This is a genomic window from Bacillus halotolerans (genome assembly GCF_001517105.1).
Classification (GTDB): domain Bacteria; phylum Bacillota; class Bacilli; order Bacillales; family Bacillaceae; genus Bacillus; species Bacillus halotolerans.
In genome coordinates, this window is sequence record NZ_LPVF01000002.1 from 1 (window position 1) to 21,023 (window position 21,023).

A 21,023-nucleotide genomic window follows, 5' to 3' on the forward strand; every position below is an offset into this window, starting at 1 on the left:
GCGCCGATGGTAGTCGGGGGGTTCCCCCTGTGAGAGTAGGACGCCGCCAAGCAAGGGTAAAACCCAGCTCATTGAGCTGGGTTTTTTGTTTGTCCAAATACAAGTGAAATCAAAACAATACAAACACCGACAGCTTATATAGCCCATATACTGATCTCAAGATTCCAAAAGATCTAAATAATGTATACAATAACAGGTTTCAGGAAAGGCTAATTGTACGGAGGTGGGGACGATGGACGAAACGGTTAAACACCATCAAACATGTATTATTTGCGAACAAGAGAAAAGCAGAGGGATTCATCTTTATACAAAATTCATATGCTTAGATTGTGAGAGAAAAGTAATTTCTACAGCAACTTCCGATCCTGACTATGCCTTTTATGTCAAAAAACTAAAGAGCATTCATACACCGCCATTATATTCTTAGACCTGAGAAGGTCTTTTTTTGTACCATTTTTCACTTTATATAAAGCAGTGGATACGATAAAAGAACATGAAACTTGTTTAGGGACTAAACGTAGTAGATAATAATGTTAAATATGAAATACACACAGGAGTCGATGAAGTGATGCATAGATTTCTTCAATTTTTGATATGGAGTTTCACAAGCAGTGCGACTTTTGTTTTCATAGGATTATTGAGTTTTTTTGGTTTTAACCAATCACTCTTTTTATCTTTTGTATATGGCGTCTCATCAGCAGCTCTCGTATACACAGCGGGTTTGTGGAATTCGAGACGGTTATTTCTTAAAAAACATGAACTGACGGGAAGAGAATATGCGTACATCAAGAAAAACCTTGAGGAAGCAAGGCAAAAAATAATCCGTCTTAGAAAAGCTTTATTTCAGGCAAAAAGTATCCAGATGTTTAAGCAAAATGCAGAGATGCTGAGACTTGTCAGAAGGATCTATATATTAACCAAAAAAGAGCCAAAACGGTTTTATCAGGCTGAGCGTTTCTTTTATCAGACTCTAGATTCTGTTGTGGAACTGACTGAGAAATATGCTTTTCTTTCTTCCCATCCGAAAAAAAACAAAGAGCTTTCGATGTCGTTGAGTGAAGTGCGTATCACACTTGCTGAATTGACGAAGCGTTTAGAAGAAGATTTAACTCAATTAATGGGCGACGAAATTGGTGAACTGCAATTTGAATTAGATGCAGCGAAGCATTCTTTGAAAAAATAACGGAAGGGGTAAGGACGGTGAATAAGGATCGAAGCGAACTTCAAATGGACGGATTGTTGGCAGACCCTTTTGGGGATATCGAAATACCAAAGGGGGAGGCTGTCGAATCAGAAAAGCAGTCAGTGCGGCTTGTCGATGTTCTGCCAGAAGAAAACAAAGAAAAAGCATACCAGCTGGCTGAACAGATTAATCATAACAATATGAACAGTATTGTCTTATACGGTTCACAAGCTCAGTCTAAGCTGCTGAATTTTTCTCATACGATGATTGATCATGTTCAAAAGAAGGATGTCGGTGAAATCGGTGAAATCCTTGGTGAGCTGATGAAAAAGCTGGAGCAAGTAAATCCAGATGAACTGCAGTCTAAGAAAAAAGGTTTCTTGGCACGCATGTTTGGGAAAGTGTCTCATTCTCTTCAGGAGGTACTGTCAAAGTATCAAAAGACCAGTGTGCAGATAGATAGAATCAGTTTAAAACTTGAGCATTCAAAAAATGCATTACTCAGTGATAATAAGCTGTTAGAGCAGTTATATGATAAAAACAAAGAATATTTTTCTGCACTGAATATTTATATTGCTGCTGGGGAATTAAAGCTGGATGGATTAAGAACGAAAACAATTCCTGAACTGAAACGACAGGCCGAATCAAGTGAACATAATCAAATGGCCGTTCAAGAAGTAAACGATTTGATCCAATTTGCTGATCGACTGGATAAAAGAGTGCACGATTTGCTCTTGAGCAGGCAAATTACCATACAAAGCGCTCCGCAAATCAGGTTAATTCAAAATACGAATCAGGCATTAGCTGAAAAAATCCAGTCATCCATTGTAACCGCAATCCCGCTTTGGAAAAACCAAGTAGCGATTGCATTGACACTCTTACGGCAGCGAAACGCTGTGAATGCCCAGCAAAAAGTATCCGATACAACAAATGAACTTTTGCTAAAAAACGCGGAGCTTTTAAAAACCAATACAATTGAAACAGTGAAAGCAAATGAACGAGGGCTTGTTGATATTGATACGTTAAAGAAGGTACAGGAAAGCTTAATCAGTACGCTTGAAGAAACGCTGACGATTCAAGAAGAAGGGCGGCTTAAACGCCGACAGGCTGAAGAAGAGCTCATGATGATGGAAGGCGATTTGAAGCAAAAGCTGCTTGCGATAAAGGAAAGATAGTTTACCAGTAAGTCTTAGCTTTAAGTTCTGTCATAGGAACGATATAATAAAGAGTAAGAATACACATTCAAGGGATTGTTTTAATGAACACACCTTTATATCATGCACTGATTCAACATGCGAGAAGAAATTCTCATTCATTTCACGTTCCGGGACATCACAATGGAGATGTCTTTTTTGATGAGGCTAAGACCATATACAACCCGCTTCTTACAATTGACCTGACTGAACTATCGGGGCTTGATGATTTGCATCATCCTTCAGGTGTGATTAAGGAAGCCCAAGATCTTGTCAGCCAATTGTATGGATCGGCAGAAAGTTTTTTTCTTGTGAACGGCACGACTGTCGGAAACTTAGCGATGATTTTATCAGTTTGTGATCCTGGAGATACGATCCTGATCCAAAGAAACTGCCATAAATCTGTCTTTCATGCTGTTGATTTGGCTGGAGCTGAGCCGGTTTATCTCGCACCTGACATTGATGAAATAATGCATGTGCCTACGCATGTTCCGCTTGGTACGATAAAAGAAGCTTTAAAGGCATATCCAAATGCGAAGGGGTTGGTGCTGACCAATCCCACATACTATGGACATAGCGCGGATTTGACTGAAATCATTTCAGAGGCCCATCAATACGGGATTCCTGTGCTGGTGGATGAAGCGCATGGCGCACACTTTGTTTTAGGGGAGCCTTTCCCGGCTTCAGCATTGCAAATGGGAGCAGATATTGTTGTTCAGTCGGCGCACAAAACACTGCCTGCCATGACGATGGGGTCTTATTTGCACCTCAATAGCAACAAAATTGAACGGAACCGGGTAGCGGATTACTTGAATCGTTTACAAAGCAGCAGCCCGTCTTATCCGATAATGGCTTCATTGGATCTTGCCCGCGCTTATCTGCAGTATATGATAGAGGAACAAAAGCTTCCTGACGTTCTGCAGCATATTCAATCGATTAAACAAACGTTTGATTCACTTGGATATGCTGAAGCGGTTGAACCGGCCAATCAACGGATTACAACGGATCCGCTGAAACTCACCATTCGTTCCAAATGTGGCCATTCAGGTTTTACACTGCAAAAAATATTAGAGCGTGTCAACATATTCACAGAGCTTGCCGATGAAAATCAGGTTTTGCTTGTTCTCCCTTTGGGAGGAAAACAGAGAATCGATTCTGAAACAATTAAGAAAATTGATCATGAAATCGAAAAGACTCCAACGGACCAGATGAATGTTTCTCCAGAATGGGAAGCACAGCCTATTACTGTAATGCCTTATCCGAAAAAGGTTTTAAACACGTTACAGAAAGAATATGTGGGTTTTGATAAAGCGGCAGGCCGGCTGAATGCAGAGGATGTTATACCTTATCCGCCGGGAATTCCGATGATTATGGCAGGCGAAAGAATCACAAGGGAAAGCGTGCAAAAGCTCAGCCGCTTGATCAGCATGAAAACGCATGTTCAAGGGAATATGAAAATCAATGAGAAGCAATTACTTGTTTATATAGAAGAGGAGAAATCATGAGCGGTTTATTTATTACATTTGAAGGTCCTGAAGGCGCGGGAAAAACGACTGTATTGCAGGAAATAAAAAAGATACTGGCAGCAGAAGGCCTTCAGGTTACAGCAACACGGGAACCAGGCGGCATAGATATCGCAGAACAAATTCGAGAAGTTATTCTAAACGAGAACAACACGTTAATGGACCCAAAAACAGAAGCTCTCTTATATGCAGCTGCAAGACGTCAGCATTTAGTTGAAAAAGTAACACCTGCTTTAGAGCAGGGGCATATTGTACTTTGTGACAGATTCATAGACAGTTCACTCGCATACCAAGGATATGCAAGAGGCCTTGGGATTGATGAGGTTCTTTCGATTAACCAATTCGCCATTGGAGATATGATGCCTCATGTCACAATTTATTTTTCAATTGATCCGGAAGAAGGCCTGAAGCGTATTGATGCGAACGGCTCTCGGGAGAAAAACCGGCTCGATCTGGAAAAGTTGAGCTTCCATACAAAGGTTCAGGAAGGTTATCGGGAGCTGATGAAACGTTTTCCAGAAAGATTTCATTCAGTTGATGCAGCACAATCGAAAGACCTCGTTGTTCAGGACGTTCTAAAGGTTATCAATGAAGCGTTGAAAAAAATTCAATTGTGACCTGTTTCTCATTAGTTGATATAATAATGTAAACGAGATCATTGTTGTTTCCAATCTAAAGGAGGCCTTTACAGATGAAATTAATAGTGGCAGTTGTACAAGATCAGGACAGCAACAGACTTTTGAAAACTTTAACAGATCACAACTTTAGAGTCACAAAGCTTGCGACGACGGGAGGATTTCTTAAATCAGGCAATACAACGTTTATGATTGGTGTCGAGGATATACGCGTCGATAAAGCATTGAGCCTCATTAAAGAAAACGGACAGAAACGGGATCAGATGATTGCTCCTGTATCTCCAATGGGCGGAAATGCTGATTCATATGTCCCTTATCCAGTCGAAGTTGAAGTTGGCGGAGCGACAGTGTTTGTCCTTCCAGTCGATGAATTTCATCAATTTTAAGGATTTGAAACTGTGAAAATTAATAAAGATATACGCACATTTATAGATAATAAGCAGCTTCCTTCTATGAAGACAGCTGAGATTTCAGCATCTTTTAAAACATCAATGGAGAACCAAAGCAGCAAATTGAAGTTTGATCAGCTCACCAGGATGTTAACGGACATAGAAGCGTTTGGGAAAAGACTGACGAAATCACGGAATTTTAAAGACTTGGCAAGATTTAAAGGGCTTGTGAAACGTTTTGTCAAAGAAGCTGTTGACAGCGGCCTATCACATGAAACGTCGAAAAGCTTTGATCTTTACGGAAACAGCAGAACGCTGGGACTTGTGAAAGAAATAGACGAGAAATTGATAAAGCTTACTGAAGAGATGATGGATCAGGAAAAACCGGCAATTGATTTGCTGGAGCGTATTGGCGAAATAAAAGGTTTATTGATTAACCTTTACACATAGAGAGTGATACAATGGCAATATCCTGGAAGGAAATGACCGAGCTTCAGCCCAGAGTAATGAAGCTTTTATATAATAGTATTGAGAAGGACAGACTATCACATGCTTATTTATTTGAGGGCAAAAAAGGAACAGGCAAGCTGGAGGCCGCAATGCTTCTTGCGAAAAGCTTTTTTTGTCTGGAAGACGGAGCAGAGCCTTGTGAGAACTGCAGAAATTGTAAGCGGATTGAGTCGGGAAACCACCCTGATCTCCATCTGGTCCAGCCTGATGGGTTATCGATTAAAAAGGCGCAAATTCAAGCGCTGCAAGAAGAGTTTTCTAAAACAGGGCTTGAATCGCATAAAAAGCTGTACATCATATCCCATGCAGATCAAATGACGGCTAATGCGGCAAACAGCCTGCTGAAGTTTTTAGAGGAACCGAACAGAGACACAATGGCCATCCTTATTACTGAGCAGCCTCAAAGGTTATTGGATACCATCATTTCAAGATGCCAAACCCTTCCTTTTCAGCCTTTGCAGCCCAAAGCAATTGAAGACAGACTGATAGAACAGGACGTCTCGCCTCATATGGCGAGGCTCCTGGCGAACATGACCAACAATGTAGCAGAAGCAGTCGAATTAAGTCGAAATGATGAGTTTGCAGAGTCTAGAGCGAAAGTGATAAAATTGTATGAAGTCTTACACCAGCGGAAAGGACATGCCTTTTTCTTTATTCAAGATCAATGGATGCCCTTTTTCAAAGAAAAAACCCATCAAGAAATGGGTCTTGATATGCTCTTATTGATATATCGCGATGTGTTGTCCATCCAAATAGGAAATGAAGATAAATTGATTTATCAAGACTTATTCCAATCAATAAAACAGCATGCGCTACAATCAACACAACAAAGCGTTACGAACCAGATACTTGCTGTTTTAGAAGCAAAGAAACGGCTTCATTCCAATGTGAATGTGCAGGGATTAATGGAGCACTTGGTGTTAATGTTGCAGGAGGGATAAGCTTGTACAATGTAATTGGCGTCCGCTTTAAAAAAGCGGGTAAAATATATTATTTCGATCCGAATGGATTTCATATAGAACAAGACAGCTGCGTAATTGTAGAAACTGTCAGAGGTGTTGAGTACGGCCAGGTTGTTGTCGCGAATAAACAGGTGGATGAGCATGATGTTGTGCTTCCGCTCCGTAAAGTGATACGCGTGGCTGACGAGCGCGATCTTCTCATTGTAGAAGAAAATAAACAAGAAGCTTTATCAGCATTTGAAATATGCCAAAAGAAAGTGATAGATCACGGCTTGGATATGAAGCTGGTCGATGTGGAGTTTACGTTCGACCGTAATAAAGTGATTTTTTACTTCACTGCTGACGGCAGAGTAGATTTCAGAGAACTTGTAAAGGATTTAGCCTCCATCTTTAAAACAAGGATTGAGCTTCGCCAGATTGGGGTAAGAGATGAGGCAAAAATGCTCGGAGGAATCGGCCCTTGCGGCAGAATGCTTTGCTGTTCAACATTCCTCGGAGATTTTGAACCTGTGTCCATTAAGATGGCGAAGGATCAGAACCTATCCTTAAATCCAACAAAGATTTCTGGTCTTTGCGGACGTCTGATGTGCTGTCTGAAATACGAAAACGATGAGTATGAGACTGCAAAGGAACAGCTTCCGGATATTGGGGAAATGATTACGACAGCAAACGGGCCTGCAAAAGTCGTCGGGCTGAATATTCTGGAACGGGTGCTTCAGGTGGAACTGATGAACCGTGAAAAAGTGATAGAATATACTTGGGAAGAGCTCTTGGAAGAGGGCGTCGTATCCGCACAAACCACAGATTAACGAGGTGTGGAACCTTGGATAAAAAAGAGTTATTTGATACCGTCATTAACTTAGAAGAACAAATCGGCTCGCTTTACCGGCAGCTGGGGGATTTAAAGCAGCATATCGGTGAGATGATTGAAGAAAATCATCATTTACAGCTTGAAAATAAGCATTTGCGTAAACGGCTGGACGATACGACGCAGCAGATTGAAAAGTTTAAAGCTGATAAAAAAGAATCAAAAACACAGAAGACAGAGCAAGCTGATATAGGGGAAGGATATGATAATCTGGCACGTCTGTATCAGGAAGGATTCCATATCTGTAACGTCCACTATGGAAGCGTCAGAAAAGAAGATTGTCTTTTCTGTCTGTCATTCTTAAATAAAAAATAAGGAAAAAGGCTTCCGCATCAGACGGAAGCCTTTTTCAAAGGTGCTGGAAAGGATAAGAAAATGGTTTCATTACATGACGATGAAAGATTAGATTATTTGCTGGCAGAGGATATGAAGATTATACAAAGTCCAACGGTGTTTGCTTTTTCATTGGACGCTGTGCTTCTCTCCAAATTTGCGTATGTTCCGATTCAAAAAGGAAAAATTGTTGATTTGTGCACTGGCAACGGCATTGTGCCGCTGCTGCTGAGTACAAGGTCAAAAGCAGATATCATTGGTGTTGAAATTCAGGAAAGATTGCATGATATGGCTATCCGCAGTGTGGAATATAACAAACTGGAGGATCAAATTCAAATCATACATGATGACCTGAAAAACATGCCTGAAAAGCTGGGGCATAATAGATATGATGTTGTTACCTGCAACCCGCCTTATTTTAAAACACCCAAACAGGCCGAACAAAATTTGAATGAACATCTCCGTATCGCAAGACATGAAATTCACTGTACATTGGAAGATGTCATTTCAGTCAGCAGTAAATTGCTAAAGCAAGGAGGAAAGGCAGCGCTCGTTCACCGGCCGGGCCGGCTTCTCGAAATTTTTGAATTGATGAAGGCTTATCAAATTGAGCCGAAGCGTGTTCAGTTTGTCTATCCGAAACAAGGGAAGGAAGCCAATACCATTTTGGTTGAAGGCATAAAAGGCGGGCGTCCAGATTTGAAAATACTTCCTCCGCTGTTCGTTTATAACGAACAAAATGAATATTCAAAAGAAATCAGGACCATTTTATATGGAGACAAATAACCATTTCTTTTATGTTGTACAGTGCAAAGACAACAGCTGGTATGCAGGGTATACCAACGATCTGCAGAAACGGCTGAAAACTCACAACGATGGAAAGGGCGCAAAGTATACAAAAGCAAGACGCCCGGTTGATTTAATTTTTGCTGAGGCATTTGCAACGAAGCGGGAAGCCATGCAGGCGGAATATTACTTTAAAAAACTGACCCGCAGAAAAAAAGAGCTTTATATAGAAGAAAAACGGAACAGCAAGGAGGCTGTATATGTTAAGGCGCCAGATGAGCTTTAATGGAAAGTCGGATATGGGGATTCTTTATTTGGTTCCGACACCTATCGGAAATTTAGAGGATATGACATTTCGCGCGATCGAAACGCTGAAATCAGTGGATGCGATTGCTGCAGAAGATACGAGGCAAACAAAAAAGCTTTGCCATGTATATGAAATTGAAACACCGCTTGTCAGTTATCACGAACACAATAAAGAAAGCAGCGGCCACAAAATCATTGAATGGCTGAAGTCCGGGAAAAACATAGCGCTGGTCAGTGACGCCGGACTGCCGACGATTTCTGATCCTGGAGCGGAAATCGTCAAGGACTTTACGGAAATGGGCGGTTATGTTGTTCCTCTGCCGGGAGCCAATGCCGCATTAACAGCGCTTATCGCTTCAGGAATTGTACCGCAGCCTTTCTTTTTCTACGGATTTCTCAACAGGCAGAAAAAAGAAAAGAAGAAAGAACTCGATGTCCTCAAAAAACGGCAAGAAACGATTATTTTTTATGAAGCACCTCACCGATTGAAGGAAACCCTGTCTGTGATGTTAGACATATTAGGAGATCGGGACATTGCGGTGACGCGTGAACTTACTAAGAAATATGAAGAGTTTATAAGAGGAACGATATCCGAAGTGATAGACTGGGCAAATGAGGATCAGATCCGCGGTGAGTTTTGTCTTGTAGTCGAAGGCAATAAAGCTGAGGAAGCAGATGAAGAAACACATTGGTGGGAGAACCTATCTGCAAAAGAACATGTCGAGCATTACATCTCAAAGGGAGCGACATCAAAAGAAGCCATTAAAAAAGCGGCTGTAGATCGTAACGTCCCAAAACGTGAAATGTATGATGCATACCATATTCAGCAATAAAAAAAACGTTCTTGTGTCATAACAAGAACGTTTTTTGTGTAAAAAATGATTATTTAAGGTTTTGAAGCTGGTTTTGGATTTCGCTGATGATTTGCTCAGCGCCTTCTTTGCTTAGCACCAATTTGCCGCCAGCAAGTTTAAGGTTATCGTCAGAAACTTCACCAGTTACTTGGCAAGTCATATTTGGCTTATATTTTTTAAGGATGATTTTTTCATCATCAACGTAAATTTCAAGAGCATCTTTTTCTGCGATTCCAAGAGTACGACGCAGTTCGATAGGAATCACTACACGTCCTAATTCATCAACTTTACGTACAATACCAGTAGATTTCATAAACATTCTCCTCCCAAGAGATAATTATTGTTTAAATTATATTTTTCTTCGTCATTATTCGACAAAATCCTTACCTTCATAGCATAACAAGGTTTCCAATAATCGTCAATCCTTTTGTTTACTATTGATTGTAAGATTTAGTTCTTATAGTCAGTAATGGCTTTGAAAATACCGGAATAACAGCATTTTATAATTTTCTAATAAAGCTATTATCCTATGAAAAATCCTTTTAAATCAAGACTTTCGAACCAAGGTTTTTTATACCGTAAGATTATATACGACAAAATTCGACATGAACAGACTTTTTTTACTTTCATTAAACATTTTTAATTTTAATTATTCTTTTTAGGGGCATACGTATATATCCTTGATCTTAAAGGCTAAGATGGTATCATAGATAAAGGATAAATATAAAAATAGGTAATCATATATGATTTGCACTTATCGCCGCTCTCGTCCTTTGGGCGGGAGCTTTTTGACATTCTGATTGGGAGGTTTCAAGATGCCGCAAGAAAACAATACATTTTACATTACAACACCGATTTATTATCCGAGCGGAAAATTACATATCGGCCATGCGTATACAACAGTCGCGGGTGACGCAATGGCTCGCTACAAACGATTAAAAGGCTTTGATGTTCGCTATTTAACGGGAACGGACGAGCATGGGCAGAAGATCCAGCAAAAAGCTGAACAGGAAAACATTACGCCTCAGGAGTATGTGGATCGCGCAGCGGCAGATATTCAGAAACTGTGGAAACAGCTTGAAATCTCAAACGATGACTTTATCCGCACAACTGAAAAACGGCATAAAGTCGTCATAGAAAAGGTGTTTCAAAAGCTTCTTGATAACGGGGACATCTATCTTGATGAATACGAGGGCTGGTACAGTATCCCTGATGAAACATTCTATACGGAAACTCAGCTTGTGGATATTGAACGAAATGAAAAGGGTGAGGTTATTGGCGGGAAAAGCCCTGACAGCGGGCACCCTGTCGAATTGATCAAAGAGGAATCCTATTTCTTCCGTATGGGGAAATATGCTGACCGTCTTTTAAAGTTCTATGAAGAAAACCCAACCTTCATTCAGCCGGAGTCACGTAAAAATGAGATGATTAACAACTTCATCAAACCCGGCCTTGAGGATTTAGCTGTTTCACGCACGACATTTGATTGGGGTGTGAAGGTGCCGGAAAATCCAAAACATGTTGTGTATGTTTGGATCGACGCACTATTCAACTATTTAACAGCACTCGGTTATGATACAGAAAATGATGAGCTATATCAAAAATATTGGCCTGCCGATGTTCATTTAGTTGGTAAGGAAATTGTGCGATTCCATACCATTTATTGGCCGATTATGCTGATGGCTCTGGATCTTCCGCTGCCGAAGCAAGTATTTGCACATGGCTGGCTTTTGATGAAAGATGGAAAAATGTCGAAATCCAAAGGCAATGTTGTTGATCCAGTCACACTCATCGAACGCTACGGTTTAGATGAGCTTCGTTATTATCTGCTTCGCGAAGTTCCATTTGGATCTGACGGTGTCTTCACGCCGGAAGGTTTTGTTGAACGGATTAACTATGACTTAGCGAATGATTTAGGTAACCTTTTGAATCGTACTGTTGCTATGATCAATAAATATTTTGACGGACAAATCGGTTCTTATAAAGGTGCCGTAACGGAATTTGACCAGACGCTTTCTTCCGTGGCTGAGGAAACAGTGAAATCATATGAAAAAGCAATGGAAAATATGGAATTCTCGGTGGCTCTTTCAACGTTATGGCAGTTGATCAGCCGTACAAATAAATACATTGACGAAACGGCTCCATGGGTTCTTGCCAAAGATCCTGAAAAAGAAAAAGAACTGCAGTCGGTTATGTATCACCTTGCTGAATCATTGCGTATTTCAGCCGTACTGCTTCAGCCGTTCCTGACAAAAACACCGGTAAAAATGTTTGAGCAGCTGGGCATCACGGATGATGCATTAAAAGCCTGGGACAGCATTACAGTTTTCGGCCAGCTTAAAGATACAAAAGTGCAAAAAGGCGAACCGTTATTCCCGCGTTTAGAGGCAGAAGAAGAAATTGCGTACATCAAAGGGAAAATGCAGGGCTCAGCTCCAGCTAAAGAAGAGAAAAAAGAAGAAGAGTCGCAAGAGGTAGACCGTTTACCTGAAATTACGATCGATCAGTTCATGAATGTAGAACTTCGTGTGGCAGAGGTCATCGAAGCAGAGCCAGTGAAAAAAGCAGACCGCTTACTGAAGCTCCAGCTTGATCTGGGCTTTGAGAAACGCCAAGTCGTATCCGGCATTGCAAAACATTATAAGCCTGAGCAGCTTATTGGAACAAAACTCGTATGTGTAACAAATCTAAAACCGGTTAAGCTGAGAGGAGAGCTTTCTCAAGGAATGATCCTTGCAGGAGAAGCAGACGGCGTATTAAAAGTCGTATCTATTGATCAGTCCTTACCGAAAGGCACAAGAATTAAATAATGATAAACAAAAGGTGTTTCACGTGTAACAATTCGTCGAACACCTTTTGTGTTTCGACAAGAAAGGAGTTTTTCATTTATGTTATTTGACACACATGCACATTTAAATGCAGAACAATACAATACAGATCTAGAAGAGGTTATTGAGCGGGCGAAAACTGAAAAAGTGGACCGTATTGTAGTTGTCGGTTTTGACCGGCCGACCATTACCCGGGCGATGGAAATGATTGAGGAATATGATTTTATTTATGCTGCTATCGGCTGGCACCCAGTTGACGCCATTGACATGACAGAGGAAGATTTGGCTTGGATTAAAGAGCTTTCTGCTCATGAAAAAGTGGTAGCGATAGGAGAAATGGGTCTGGATTATCATTGGGATAAATCTCCTAAGGACGTTCAAAAAGAAGTATTCAGAAAACAAATTGCCTTGGCGAAAGAGGTCAATCTCCCTATTATTATTCACAACCGTGATGCGACAGAGGATGTTGTTACCATTTTGAAAGAGGAAGGCGCAGACGAAGTCGGCGGCATCATGCATTGCTTTACGGGCAGTATCGAAGTTGCAAGAGAATGTATGAAAATGAATTTTTATTTGTCATTTGGCGGTCCTGTCACCTTCAAAAATGCGAAGAAACCGAAGGAAGTTGTAAAGGAAATTCCGAATGATAGGCTGCTGATTGAAACTGACTGTCCGTTTCTTACACCAACTCCTTTTCGAGGGAAAAGAAATGAGCCAAGCTATGTAAAATATGTGGCGGAGCAGATTGCTGAATTAAGAGGAACAACCTTTGAAGAAATTGCATCAATCACGACTGAAAATGCAAAAAGACTTTTCCGTATAAACTGACAACAAACGCTAGCGGGTTTTGTAAGAGCTTGTCCGTTCCGGCGTTTTTCCATAAAAGTTCTACATGCTTTCTTCTCCTCATAGGATAGGTTTGTCGACAAGTCTTTCTTCCGTTTCTCGGTGTGTTTCAGGATAATGAAGAAGACACTGAGCTTTTAGGAGAAGGAGAAGGGAGGGTTGACAGCCTTTTAGATACTCTATATAATCTCTCCGAGGAGAAGGAGGCGTTTTTCATCACACAAAAAATGAAAAAGCTGTTTTCCGTAAAGCTTAGCAAAAGCAAAGTCATTCTGGTTGCTGCTTGTTTGCTGCTGGCGGGAAGCGGGACTGCGTACGCAGCTCATGAGCTGACGAAACAATCAGTCTCAGTTTCTATCAACGGCAAAAAGAAAAATATACGCACACATGCAAAAACAGTCGGTGATCTTTTAGAAACACTCGATATAAAGACAAGAGACGAGGATAAGATCACACCTGCTAAAAAGACACAAATAACAGCAGATATGAATGTTGTGTATGAGGCTGCAAAACCTGTGAAGCTTACTTTAAACGGGGAAGAAAAGACATTATGGTCAACAGCAAAAACGGTCGGTGCATTACTGGACGAACAAGATGTTGATGTGAAAGAACACGATCAAATTGATCCTGCAATAGATACAGAAGTTTCGAAAGACATGAAAATTAACATAGAACCTGCGTTCCAAGTCACTATGAACGATGCGGGGAAAGAAAAGAAGATCTGGACGACTTCGACTACGGTCGCTGACTTTTTAAAACAGCAAAAGATGAACATAAAAGACGAAGATAAAATCAAGCCTGCGTTAGACGAAAAGCTAACGAAAGGAAAGGCTGATATTACAATAACTCGTATCGAAAAGGTCACCGATGTAGTTGAAGAGAAAATAGCGTTTGATGTGAAAAAACAAGAAGACGCATCTCTTGAAAAAGGGCAAGAAAAGGTCGTTCAAAAAGGAAAAGAAGGCAAGCTCAAAAAACATTATGAAGTCGTAAAGGAAAACGGCGAAGAAGTTTCCAGAGAGCTTGTAAAAGAAGAAACAGCCGAGCAAAGCAAAGATAAAGTGGTTGCGATCGGCACAAAGCAAAGCAGTCCGAAGATTGAAAAGGTCAGTGCTTCTGGCGATTCAAAACCAGTTGTGTCGCGGAGCAATGAATCAACCGGTAAAGTCATGACAGTATCATCTACGGCTTATACGGCAAGCTGCAGCGGATGTTCAGGACATACGGCTACAGGCGTTAATCTGAAAAATAATCCTAATGCAAAAGTCATCGCAGTAGATCCAAATGTCATTCCGCTAGGCTCAAAAGTCCACGTTGAAGGATATGGATACGCTGTTGCTGCTGATACGGGCTCAGCGATTAAAGGCAATAAAATAGATGTCTTTTTCCCTGAGAAATCATCGGCTTACCGATGGGGAAATAAAACAGTTAAAATTAAAATCTTGAATTAATATATACTTATCTGTACAGAGGGTTTTGCGCCCTCTGTTTTTTTCGTTATAATAGACGAAGTGTATTTTCTGCTTATTAGACGCTCGAAATATGAAAAAGTTTCATCAATATACAAAAGTTTTTATTTTGTCTTGGAGGAAATAATGAAAATTAAAGAGATCATTGTTGTCGAGGGGCGTGACGATACGGCCCGCATCAAATTGGCTGTTGATGCAGACACAATTGAAACAAATGGTTCAGCCATCGGTGATCATGTGATTGAACAAATCCGTTTGGCTCAGGAAACCAGAGGAGTCATTATCTTAACGGATCCGGATTTCCCGGGAGAAAAAATAAGAAAAACCATTTCCGAGGCTGTACCTGGCTGTAAGCATGCATTTTTGTCAAAGCATCTGGCGAAACCTAAGAACAAACGGGGAATTGGCGTAGAACACGCATCGATTGAAAGCATCAGGGCATGTTTAGAAAACGTGCACGAAGAAATGGAAGCACAGCCGAGTGAAATTTCTGCGGAAGACCTGATTCACGCCGGGCTGATTGGCGGATCTGAAGCAAAACGCCGCCGTGAACGTCTTGGTGATTTGCTGAAAATCGGATATACAAATGGCAAACAGCTTCAAAAACGGCTGCAAATGTTTCAAATTAAAAAAAGTGATTTTATGAGTGCGCTCGATACCGTCATGCGGGAGGAACAGAATGAATAAAGATATTGCGACACCGATTAGAACGAAAGAGATACTGAAGAAATACGGTTTTTCTTTTAAAAAGAGTTTGGGACAGAATTTCTTAATCGATACGAACATTTTAGACAGAATTGTCGACCACGCCGAAGTGACAGAGAAAACCGGTGTCATTGAAATCGGCCCGGGAATCGGGGCTTTGACTGAACAGCTTGCCAAGCGGGCGAAAAAGGTCGTTGCATTTGAAATTGATCAGCGTTTATTGCCGATCCTTAAAGACACGCTCTCCCCTTATGACAATGTCACTGTCATTCATCAAGATGTGCTTAAGGCTGACGTCAAATCGGTCATTGAAGAGCAATTTAAGGACTGTGATGAGGTGATGGTTGTAGCCAACCTTCCTTATTATGTGACAACGCCGATTATCATGAAGCTGCTTGAAGAAAACCTTCCGCTGAAGGGGATTGTCGTTATGCTGCAAAAGGAAGTGGCCGAACGTATGGCAGCTGATCCTTCATCTAAGGAATACGGTTCACTTTCTATTGCTGTGCAATTTTATACAGAGGCCAAAACGGTGATGATCGTTCCGAAAACGGTATTTGTTCCTCAGCCTAATGTAGATTCAGCAGTCATTCGGCTGATTCGCCGCGACGGCCCGGCAGTGGATGTAGAAAACGAAGCCTTTTTCTTTCAATTAATTAAGGCGAGTTTTGCTCAGCGCCGTAAAACATTGCTTAATAACTTAGTGAACAATCTGCCTGATGGAAAAGCAAAAAAACCAACGATCGAGCAAGTGCTGGAAGAAACGAATATTGATGGCAAGCGCCGAGGTGAATCCTTGTCTATTGAGGAGTTCGCTGCGCTGTCTAACGGATTGTACAAAGCCCTTTTTTAAAAGGGCTTTTTGTTTTCGCACCACATGGACTGACGCTACATAGGCTAGAGAAGGACCTTAAAATCCAATGATTAGAAAAACTTGCACTCAGCGAAAAAAGGCGCTTTTCTCAAGGCTCTTTCTTTCATGATGAGGCTTAGTCTATGTGTGGAGTGAGGAACGTGCAATTTCAAATAGGGGATATGGTAGCCAGAAAATCCTATCAAATGGATGTTTTGTTTCGCATTATAGGGATAGAGCAAACAAGTACAGGAAATTCAATCGCCATTTTGCATGGTGACGAAGTCAGGCTGATTGCTGATGCGTATTTTTCTGATTTGGTGGCCGTGCAAAAAGATGAGCAGCTGATGCGAAAAAAGAAAGATGAAAGCAGAATGAATGAATCACTTGAGTTGCTCCGTCAGGATTATAAACTGCTGAGAGAAAAACAGGAGTACTATGCAACAAGCCAGTATCAGCATCAGGAGCACTATTTTCATATGCCGGGCAAGGTGCTTCATATGGACGGTGATGAGGCGTATTTAAAAAAATGCCTGAGTGTCTATAAAAAAATCGGTGTGCCGGTTTACGGCATTCATTGCCACGAAAAGAAAATGTCTGCTTCTATAGAAGAATTGCTCGACAAATATCGACCTGACATCCTGGTGATTACCGGGCATGATGCATACTCCAAGCAAAAGGGCGGCATTGATGATTTGAGCGCATACAGACATTCAAAACACTTTGTCGAAACAGTTCATAAAGCACGAAAAAAAATCCCTCACTTAGATCAGCTTGTTATTTTTGCGGGGGCTTGCCAATCCCACTTTGAATCACTAATAAGAGCGGGGGCGAATTTCGCGAGTTCTCCTTCAAGAGTAAACATTCACGCTCTTGATCCTGTATATATCGTAGCGAAAATCAGCTTTACGCCTTTTATGGAACGAATCAATGTATGGGAAGTGCTTCGGAATACACTGACAAGAGAGAAAGGACTTGGAGGCATTGAAACAAGAGGAGTACTGAGGGTCGGAATGCCTTATAAGTCCAATTAACCCCGGATAGATGATTTATTCGGGGTTTTTATTTTGCATAATGATACATAATTTACCGAAACTTGCGGAAAATATTTGAGGAATCATAGAATTTTGTCAAAATAATTTTGTTGACAACGTCTTATTAACGTTGATATAATTTAAATTTTATTTGACAAAAATGGGCTCGTGTTGTACAATAAATATAGTGAGGTGGATGCAATGGCGAAGACGTTGTCCGATATTAAAAGGTCGCTTGATGGAAATTTAGGTAAAAGGCTGACGTTAAAAGCAAACGGTGGCCGCCGAAAAACGATTGAGCGCTCGGGCATTTTAGCTGAGACGTACCCTGCTGTTTTTGTGATACAACTAGATCAAGACGAGAACTCGTTTGAAAGAGTTTCATACAGTTATGCTGATATTTTGACTGAGACTGTTGAGCTGACATTTAATGATGACGCGGCAAGCTCAGTAGCATTTTAACGGGCAGTGAACTTTTTGTTTACTGCTTTTTGTTTTGCCTTTTTTTGGTTTCCATTAATTCTCTCGATATTTTCACTGTCATTAAACAAAAGATAAAAACGGTCACATTTTATCGTGACGTGCACGAATCGTTATCATCTCTAAAAAAGGAGTTGTTTCGTTTGGGCAGACGTCGTGGAGTTATGTCAGATGAGTTTAAATATGAGCTGGCTAAGGACCTTGGTTTTTATGACACTGTAAAAAATGAAGGTTGGGGCGGCATTCGTGCCCGCGATGCCGGTAATATGGTAAAACGGGCAATTGAAATCGCCGAACAGCAAATGGCTCAGAATCAGAATAACCGATAAGGAATGTGACCCGGGGGACGTATAGTTCCCCGGTTTTTGATTTTGGATGTAAATACATAATAGCTCCAATATGGATATGTTCATCCCGTACTTCAAATGTGATACAATGTTCATACTTATGTTTAGATGGAGAAGTAGGTGAAAGCTATGCGTATTTTAGAAAAAGCGCCAGCCAAGATCAATCTGTCACTCGACGTTACCCGAAAGCGCCCGGATGGTTATCATGAAGTCGAAATGATTATGACGACAATTGATTTAGCAGATCGGATTGAATTGACGGAGCTGGCAGAAGATGTAGTGAGGGTTTCATCCCACAACCGCTTTGTGCCCGATGACCAAAGAAACTTAGCTTATCAGGCTGCCAAGCTCGTCAAAGACAGATACAACGTGAAAAAGGGAGTTTCCATTATGATCACTAAGGTGATCCCGGTGGCTGCCGGCCTTGCTGGCGGTAGCAGTGATGCGGCGGCAACGCTCAGAGGACTGAACAGACTGTGGAATTTAAATCTTTCTGCAGAAACACTGGCGGAGCTGGGAGCGGAAATTGGCTCAGACGTCTCGTTTTGCGTCTATGGCGGAACTGCGCTTGCCACCGGACGCGGTGAAAAGATCAAACACATCAGCCCGCCTCCGCATTGCTGGGTCATTTTGGCGAAACCGACAATCGGCGTTTCCACGGCCGAGGTCTACAGACAGCTGAAGCTTGATGAGGTGGAACACCCGGATGTAAACGGTATGATTGACGCGATTGAGGAAAAGAGCTTTCCAAAGATGTGCAGCCGTTTAGGCAATGTGCTTGAGTCTGTAACGCTTGATATGCATCCTGAAGTCGCGATGATCAAAAACCAGATGAAACGCTTTGGTGCAGATGCTGTGTTAATGAGCGGAAGCGGTCCGACTGTGTTTGGACTGGTTCAGTATGAGTCTAAGGTACAGAGGATTTATAACGGGTTAAGAGGCTTCTGCGATCAGGTATATGCGGTGAGAATGATCGGCGAACAGAACGCTCTTGATTAAATCCGTATGTTAAGTTATATTGATCTTAAAATATTCGGATTTTGGGGGTAAGTTCATGAAGTTTCGTCGCAGCGGCAGATTGGTGGACTTAACAAATTATTTGTTAACCCATCCGCACGAGTTAATACCGTTAACCTTTTTTTCTGAGCGGTATGAATCTGCAAAATCATCGATCAGTGAAGATTTAACAATTATAAAGCAAACCTTTGAGCAGCAGGGGATCGGTACCTTGCTTACTGTTCCCGGTGCTGCCGGAGGTGTCAAATATATTCCGAAAATGAAGCAGGCTGAAGCTGAAGAGTTCGTTCAGACACTTGGACAGTCATTGGCAAATCCTGAGCGTATCCTTCCGGGCGGTTATGTGTATTTAACGGATATCTTAGGAAAGCCATCTGTTCTCTCCAAGGTTGGAAAGCTGTTTGCTTCTGTATTTGCGGACCGCGAAATTGACGTTGTCATGACCGTTGCCACGAAAGGCATCCCTCTTGCGTATGCAGCTGCGAGTTATCTGAATGTGCCTGTCGTCATTGTGCGCAAGGATAACAAGGTAACGGAGGGCTCCACGGTAAGCATTAATTACGTGTCAGGCTCCTCAAACCGCATTCAAACGATGTCACTTGCAAAAAGAAGCATGAAAACGGGTTCAAACGTACTCATTATTGATGACTTTATGAAAGCAGGCGGCACAATTAATGGTATGATTAACCTGTTGGATGAGTTTAATGCGAATGTCGCGGGGATCGGCGTCTTGGTCGAAGCCGAAGGAGTAGATGAACGTCTTGTTGATGAATATATGTCACTTCTAACTCTTTCAACGATCAACATGAAAGATAAGTCCATTGAAATTCAGAATGGCAATTTTCTGCGTTTTTTTAAAGACAATCTTTTGAAGAATGGAGAGACGGAATCATGACAAAAGCAGTCCACACAAAACATGCCCCAGCAGCAATTGGGCCTTACTCACAAGGGATTATCGTCAATAATATGTTTTACAGCTCAGGCCAAATTCCTTTGACACCTTCAGGCGAGATGGTAAACGGTGATATTAAGGAGCAGACGCATCAAGTATTCAGCAACTTAAAAGCGGTGTTGGAAGAAGCGGGTGCTTCTTTTGAAACAGTTGTAAAGGCAACTGTATTTATCGCGGACATGGAACAGTTTGCGGAAGTGAACGAAGTGTACGGACAATATTTTGACACGCACAAACCGGCGAGATCTTGCGTTGAAGTTGCGAGACTTCCAAAGGATGCATTAGTCGAAATCGAAGTGATTGCGTTAGTAAAATAATAAGAAAAGTGATTCTGGGTAAACTCGGAATCACTTTTTTATTTACCTTATGCCCGAAATAAAAGCGTTATGACCTAATTGTGTATTTATATCCTATTTTTTCAAAAAATATTTTAAAAAACAGCAGGAATTCAGAAAAAATCGTGGAATTGATAAACTAATGCTTTTATATAGGGAAAAGGTGGTGAACTACTGTGGAAGTTACTGACGTAAGATTACGCCGCGTGAATACCGATGGTCGCATGAGAGCGATTGCATCCATCACGCTGGATCACGAATTTGTTGTTCATGATATTCGTGTGATTGATGGAAACAATGGTCTTTTCGTTGCGATGCCGAGTAAACGCACCCCTGATGGAGAGTTCCGCGATATTGCTCATCCTATTAATTCAAGCACGCGAGGAAAGATTCAAGATGCCGTGTTAAATGAGTATCATCGTCTGGGTGACACTGAAGCATTAGAATTCGAAGAAGCTGGAGCTTCTTAAAAAATAACCAAAAAGCAAGGACTGCTGATAGGGCTGAGACAAGCCTTTTTCCGGCAGTCCTTTTTTAATTCTGATTTTTCAAACTAAAATGCACCCATAGAAAATTCTTGCACTTCATGAAGTCTCCTTGAAATCAACTGATATT

General features: G+C 41.3%; 26 protein-coding genes. 25 read left to right on the forward strand and 1 reads right to left on the reverse strand.

Features of this window, described 5'->3' with window-relative positions; genetic code table 11:
- The first annotated feature begins 232 nt into the window (after window positions 1-232).
- From AU387_RS02105 to rsmI, 13 genes are all read left to right on the forward strand, one after another.
- Window positions 233-427: a sigma factor G inhibitor Gin gene (locus AU387_RS02105; protein ID WP_024123601.1), complete on the forward strand. Its 195-nt coding sequence runs from the start codon at window positions 233-235 to the stop codon at window positions 425-427.
- A gap of 141 nt (window positions 428-568) precedes the next feature.
- Window positions 569-1,183, forward strand: coding sequence for a 5-bromo-4-chloroindolyl phosphate hydrolysis family protein (locus AU387_RS02110; protein WP_059334650.1), 615 nt, complete (start codon window positions 569-571; stop codon window positions 1,181-1,183).
- 17 nt (window positions 1,184-1,200) lie between these two features.
- A complete protein-coding gene (locus tag AU387_RS02115; RefSeq protein WP_059334652.1) occupies window positions 1,201-2,358 on the forward strand; it encodes a toxic anion resistance protein in 1,158 nt (385 codons plus the stop codon).
- Window positions 2,359-2,441: 83 nt separating this feature from the next.
- The gene (locus AU387_RS02120; protein WP_059334654.1) at window positions 2,442-3,881 is read left to right on the forward strand and encodes an aminotransferase class I/II-fold pyridoxal phosphate-dependent enzyme; all 1,440 of its coding nucleotides are present in this window, start codon (window positions 2,442-2,444) and stop codon (window positions 3,879-3,881) included.
- On the forward strand, window positions 3,878-4,516 hold the full coding sequence (gene tmk / locus AU387_RS02125; RefSeq protein ID WP_024123605.1) for a dTMP kinase: 639 nt from the start codon (window positions 3,878-3,880) through the stop codon (window positions 4,514-4,516). The genes AU387_RS02120 and tmk overlap by 4 nt, the downstream gene beginning before the upstream one ends.
- Window positions 4,517-4,590: 74 nt before the next feature.
- Window positions 4,591-4,920, forward strand: coding sequence for a cyclic di-AMP receptor DarA (gene darA / locus AU387_RS02130; RefSeq protein ID WP_003218295.1), 330 nt, complete (start codon window positions 4,591-4,593; stop codon window positions 4,918-4,920).
- A 12-nt stretch (window positions 4,921-4,932) separates the two neighbouring features.
- Window positions 4,933-5,373, forward strand: coding sequence for a YaaR family protein (locus tag AU387_RS02135; protein ID WP_024123606.1), 441 nt, complete (start codon window positions 4,933-4,935; stop codon window positions 5,371-5,373).
- 11 nt (window positions 5,374-5,384) lie between these two features.
- On the forward strand, window positions 5,385-6,374 hold the full coding sequence (gene holB, locus AU387_RS02140) for a DNA polymerase III subunit delta' (RefSeq protein ID WP_044153513.1): 990 nt from the start codon (window positions 5,385-5,387) through the stop codon (window positions 6,372-6,374).
- Between the two features lie 2 nt (window positions 6,375-6,376).
- Entirely contained in the window at window positions 6,377-7,204 is an 828-nt protein-coding gene (gene ricT, locus AU387_RS02145) for a competence/sporulation regulator complex protein RicT (RefSeq protein WP_010332686.1), read from the forward strand.
- Window positions 7,205-7,218: 14 nt separating this feature from the next.
- Window positions 7,219-7,578: a replication initiation-control protein YabA gene (gene yabA / locus AU387_RS02150; protein WP_010332687.1), complete on the forward strand. Its 360-nt coding sequence runs from the start codon at window positions 7,219-7,221 to the stop codon at window positions 7,576-7,578.
- 60 nt (window positions 7,579-7,638) lie between these two features.
- Window positions 7,639-8,382, forward strand: coding sequence for a tRNA1(Val) (adenine(37)-N6)-methyltransferase (locus AU387_RS02155; RefSeq protein WP_044153511.1), 744 nt, complete (start codon window positions 7,639-7,641; stop codon window positions 8,380-8,382).
- Window positions 8,369-8,668, forward strand: coding sequence for a GIY-YIG nuclease family protein (locus tag AU387_RS02160; RefSeq protein ID WP_010332689.1), 300 nt, complete (start codon window positions 8,369-8,371; stop codon window positions 8,666-8,668). The genes AU387_RS02155 and AU387_RS02160 overlap by 14 nt, the downstream gene beginning before the upstream one ends.
- Window positions 8,643-9,521, forward strand: a complete 879-nt coding sequence (gene rsmI / locus AU387_RS02165) for a 16S rRNA (cytidine(1402)-2'-O)-methyltransferase (protein WP_059334656.1) — start codon at window positions 8,643-8,645, stop codon at window positions 9,519-9,521. Before AU387_RS02160 ends, rsmI begins: the two co-directional genes overlap by 26 nt.
- A gap of 49 nt (window positions 9,522-9,570) precedes the next feature.
- Here rsmI and abrB read toward each other — a convergent pair whose 3' ends face one another.
- Window positions 9,571-9,861, reverse strand: coding sequence for a transition state genes transcriptional regulator AbrB (gene abrB, locus AU387_RS02170; protein WP_003226760.1), 291 nt, complete (start codon window positions 9,859-9,861; stop codon window positions 9,571-9,573).
- Window positions 9,862-10,357: 496 nt separating this feature from the next.
- On the opposite strand from abrB, the gene metG reads away from it, so the two are divergent.
- The 12 genes from metG to spoVG all read left to right on the forward strand — a co-directional run bounded on the left by metG (window position 10,358) and on the right by spoVG (window position 20,878).
- Entirely contained in the window at window positions 10,358-12,352 is a 1,995-nt protein-coding gene (metG, locus tag AU387_RS02175; protein ID WP_059334658.1) for a methionine--tRNA ligase, read from the forward strand.
- 78 nt (window positions 12,353-12,430) lie between these two features.
- Entirely contained in the window at window positions 12,431-13,198 is a 768-nt protein-coding gene (locus AU387_RS02180; RefSeq protein WP_059291676.1) for a TatD family hydrolase, read from the forward strand.
- Between the two features lie 245 nt (window positions 13,199-13,443).
- The gene (locus AU387_RS02185) at window positions 13,444-14,667 is read left to right on the forward strand and encodes a G5 and 3D domain-containing protein (RefSeq protein ID WP_232460832.1); all 1,224 of its coding nucleotides are present in this window, start codon (window positions 13,444-13,446) and stop codon (window positions 14,665-14,667) included.
- A gap of 144 nt (window positions 14,668-14,811) precedes the next feature.
- Window positions 14,812-15,372 (forward strand): ribonuclease M5, encoded by a 561-nt coding sequence (gene rnmV, locus AU387_RS02190; RefSeq protein ID WP_059334662.1) that lies wholly within the window; start codon window positions 14,812-14,814, stop codon window positions 15,370-15,372.
- Window positions 15,365-16,243, forward strand: coding sequence for a 16S rRNA (adenine(1518)-N(6)/adenine(1519)-N(6))-dimethyltransferase RsmA (gene rsmA / locus AU387_RS02195; protein ID WP_024123614.1), 879 nt, complete (start codon window positions 15,365-15,367; stop codon window positions 16,241-16,243). Before rnmV ends, rsmA begins: the two co-directional genes overlap by 8 nt.
- Before the next feature lie 161 nt (window positions 16,244-16,404).
- Window positions 16,405-17,277, forward strand: a complete 873-nt coding sequence (gene prtG, locus AU387_RS02200) for a sporulation-specific protease PrtG (RefSeq protein ID WP_024123615.1) — start codon at window positions 16,405-16,407, stop codon at window positions 17,275-17,277.
- 201 nt (window positions 17,278-17,478) lie between these two features.
- On the forward strand, window positions 17,479-17,739 hold the full coding sequence (gene veg / locus AU387_RS02205; protein ID WP_024123616.1) for a biofilm formation stimulator Veg: 261 nt from the start codon (window positions 17,479-17,481) through the stop codon (window positions 17,737-17,739).
- A 161-nt stretch (window positions 17,740-17,900) separates the two neighbouring features.
- The gene (locus AU387_RS02210; RefSeq protein WP_010332697.1) at window positions 17,901-18,086 is read left to right on the forward strand and encodes a small, acid-soluble spore protein, alpha/beta type; all 186 of its coding nucleotides are present in this window, start codon (window positions 17,901-17,903) and stop codon (window positions 18,084-18,086) included.
- A 147-nt stretch (window positions 18,087-18,233) separates the two neighbouring features.
- Entirely contained in the window at window positions 18,234-19,103 is an 870-nt protein-coding gene (gene ispE, locus AU387_RS02215) for a 4-(cytidine 5'-diphospho)-2-C-methyl-D-erythritol kinase (RefSeq protein WP_044153497.1), read from the forward strand.
- Between the two features lie 55 nt (window positions 19,104-19,158).
- The gene (purR, locus tag AU387_RS02220) at window positions 19,159-20,016 is read left to right on the forward strand and encodes a pur operon repressor (RefSeq protein WP_024123618.1); all 858 of its coding nucleotides are present in this window, start codon (window positions 19,159-19,161) and stop codon (window positions 20,014-20,016) included.
- Window positions 20,013-20,390, forward strand: a complete 378-nt coding sequence (gene ridA, locus AU387_RS02225) for a 2-iminobutanoate/2-iminopropanoate deaminase (RefSeq protein WP_003226738.1) — start codon at window positions 20,013-20,015, stop codon at window positions 20,388-20,390. Before purR ends, ridA begins: the two co-directional genes overlap by 4 nt.
- 194 nt (window positions 20,391-20,584) lie before the next feature.
- Complete coding sequence (gene spoVG, locus AU387_RS02230; RefSeq protein ID WP_003218346.1) at window positions 20,585-20,878, forward strand: septation regulator SpoVG; 294 nt, start codon at window positions 20,585-20,587, stop codon at window positions 20,876-20,878.
- Window positions 20,879-21,023 lie beyond the last annotated feature (145 nt).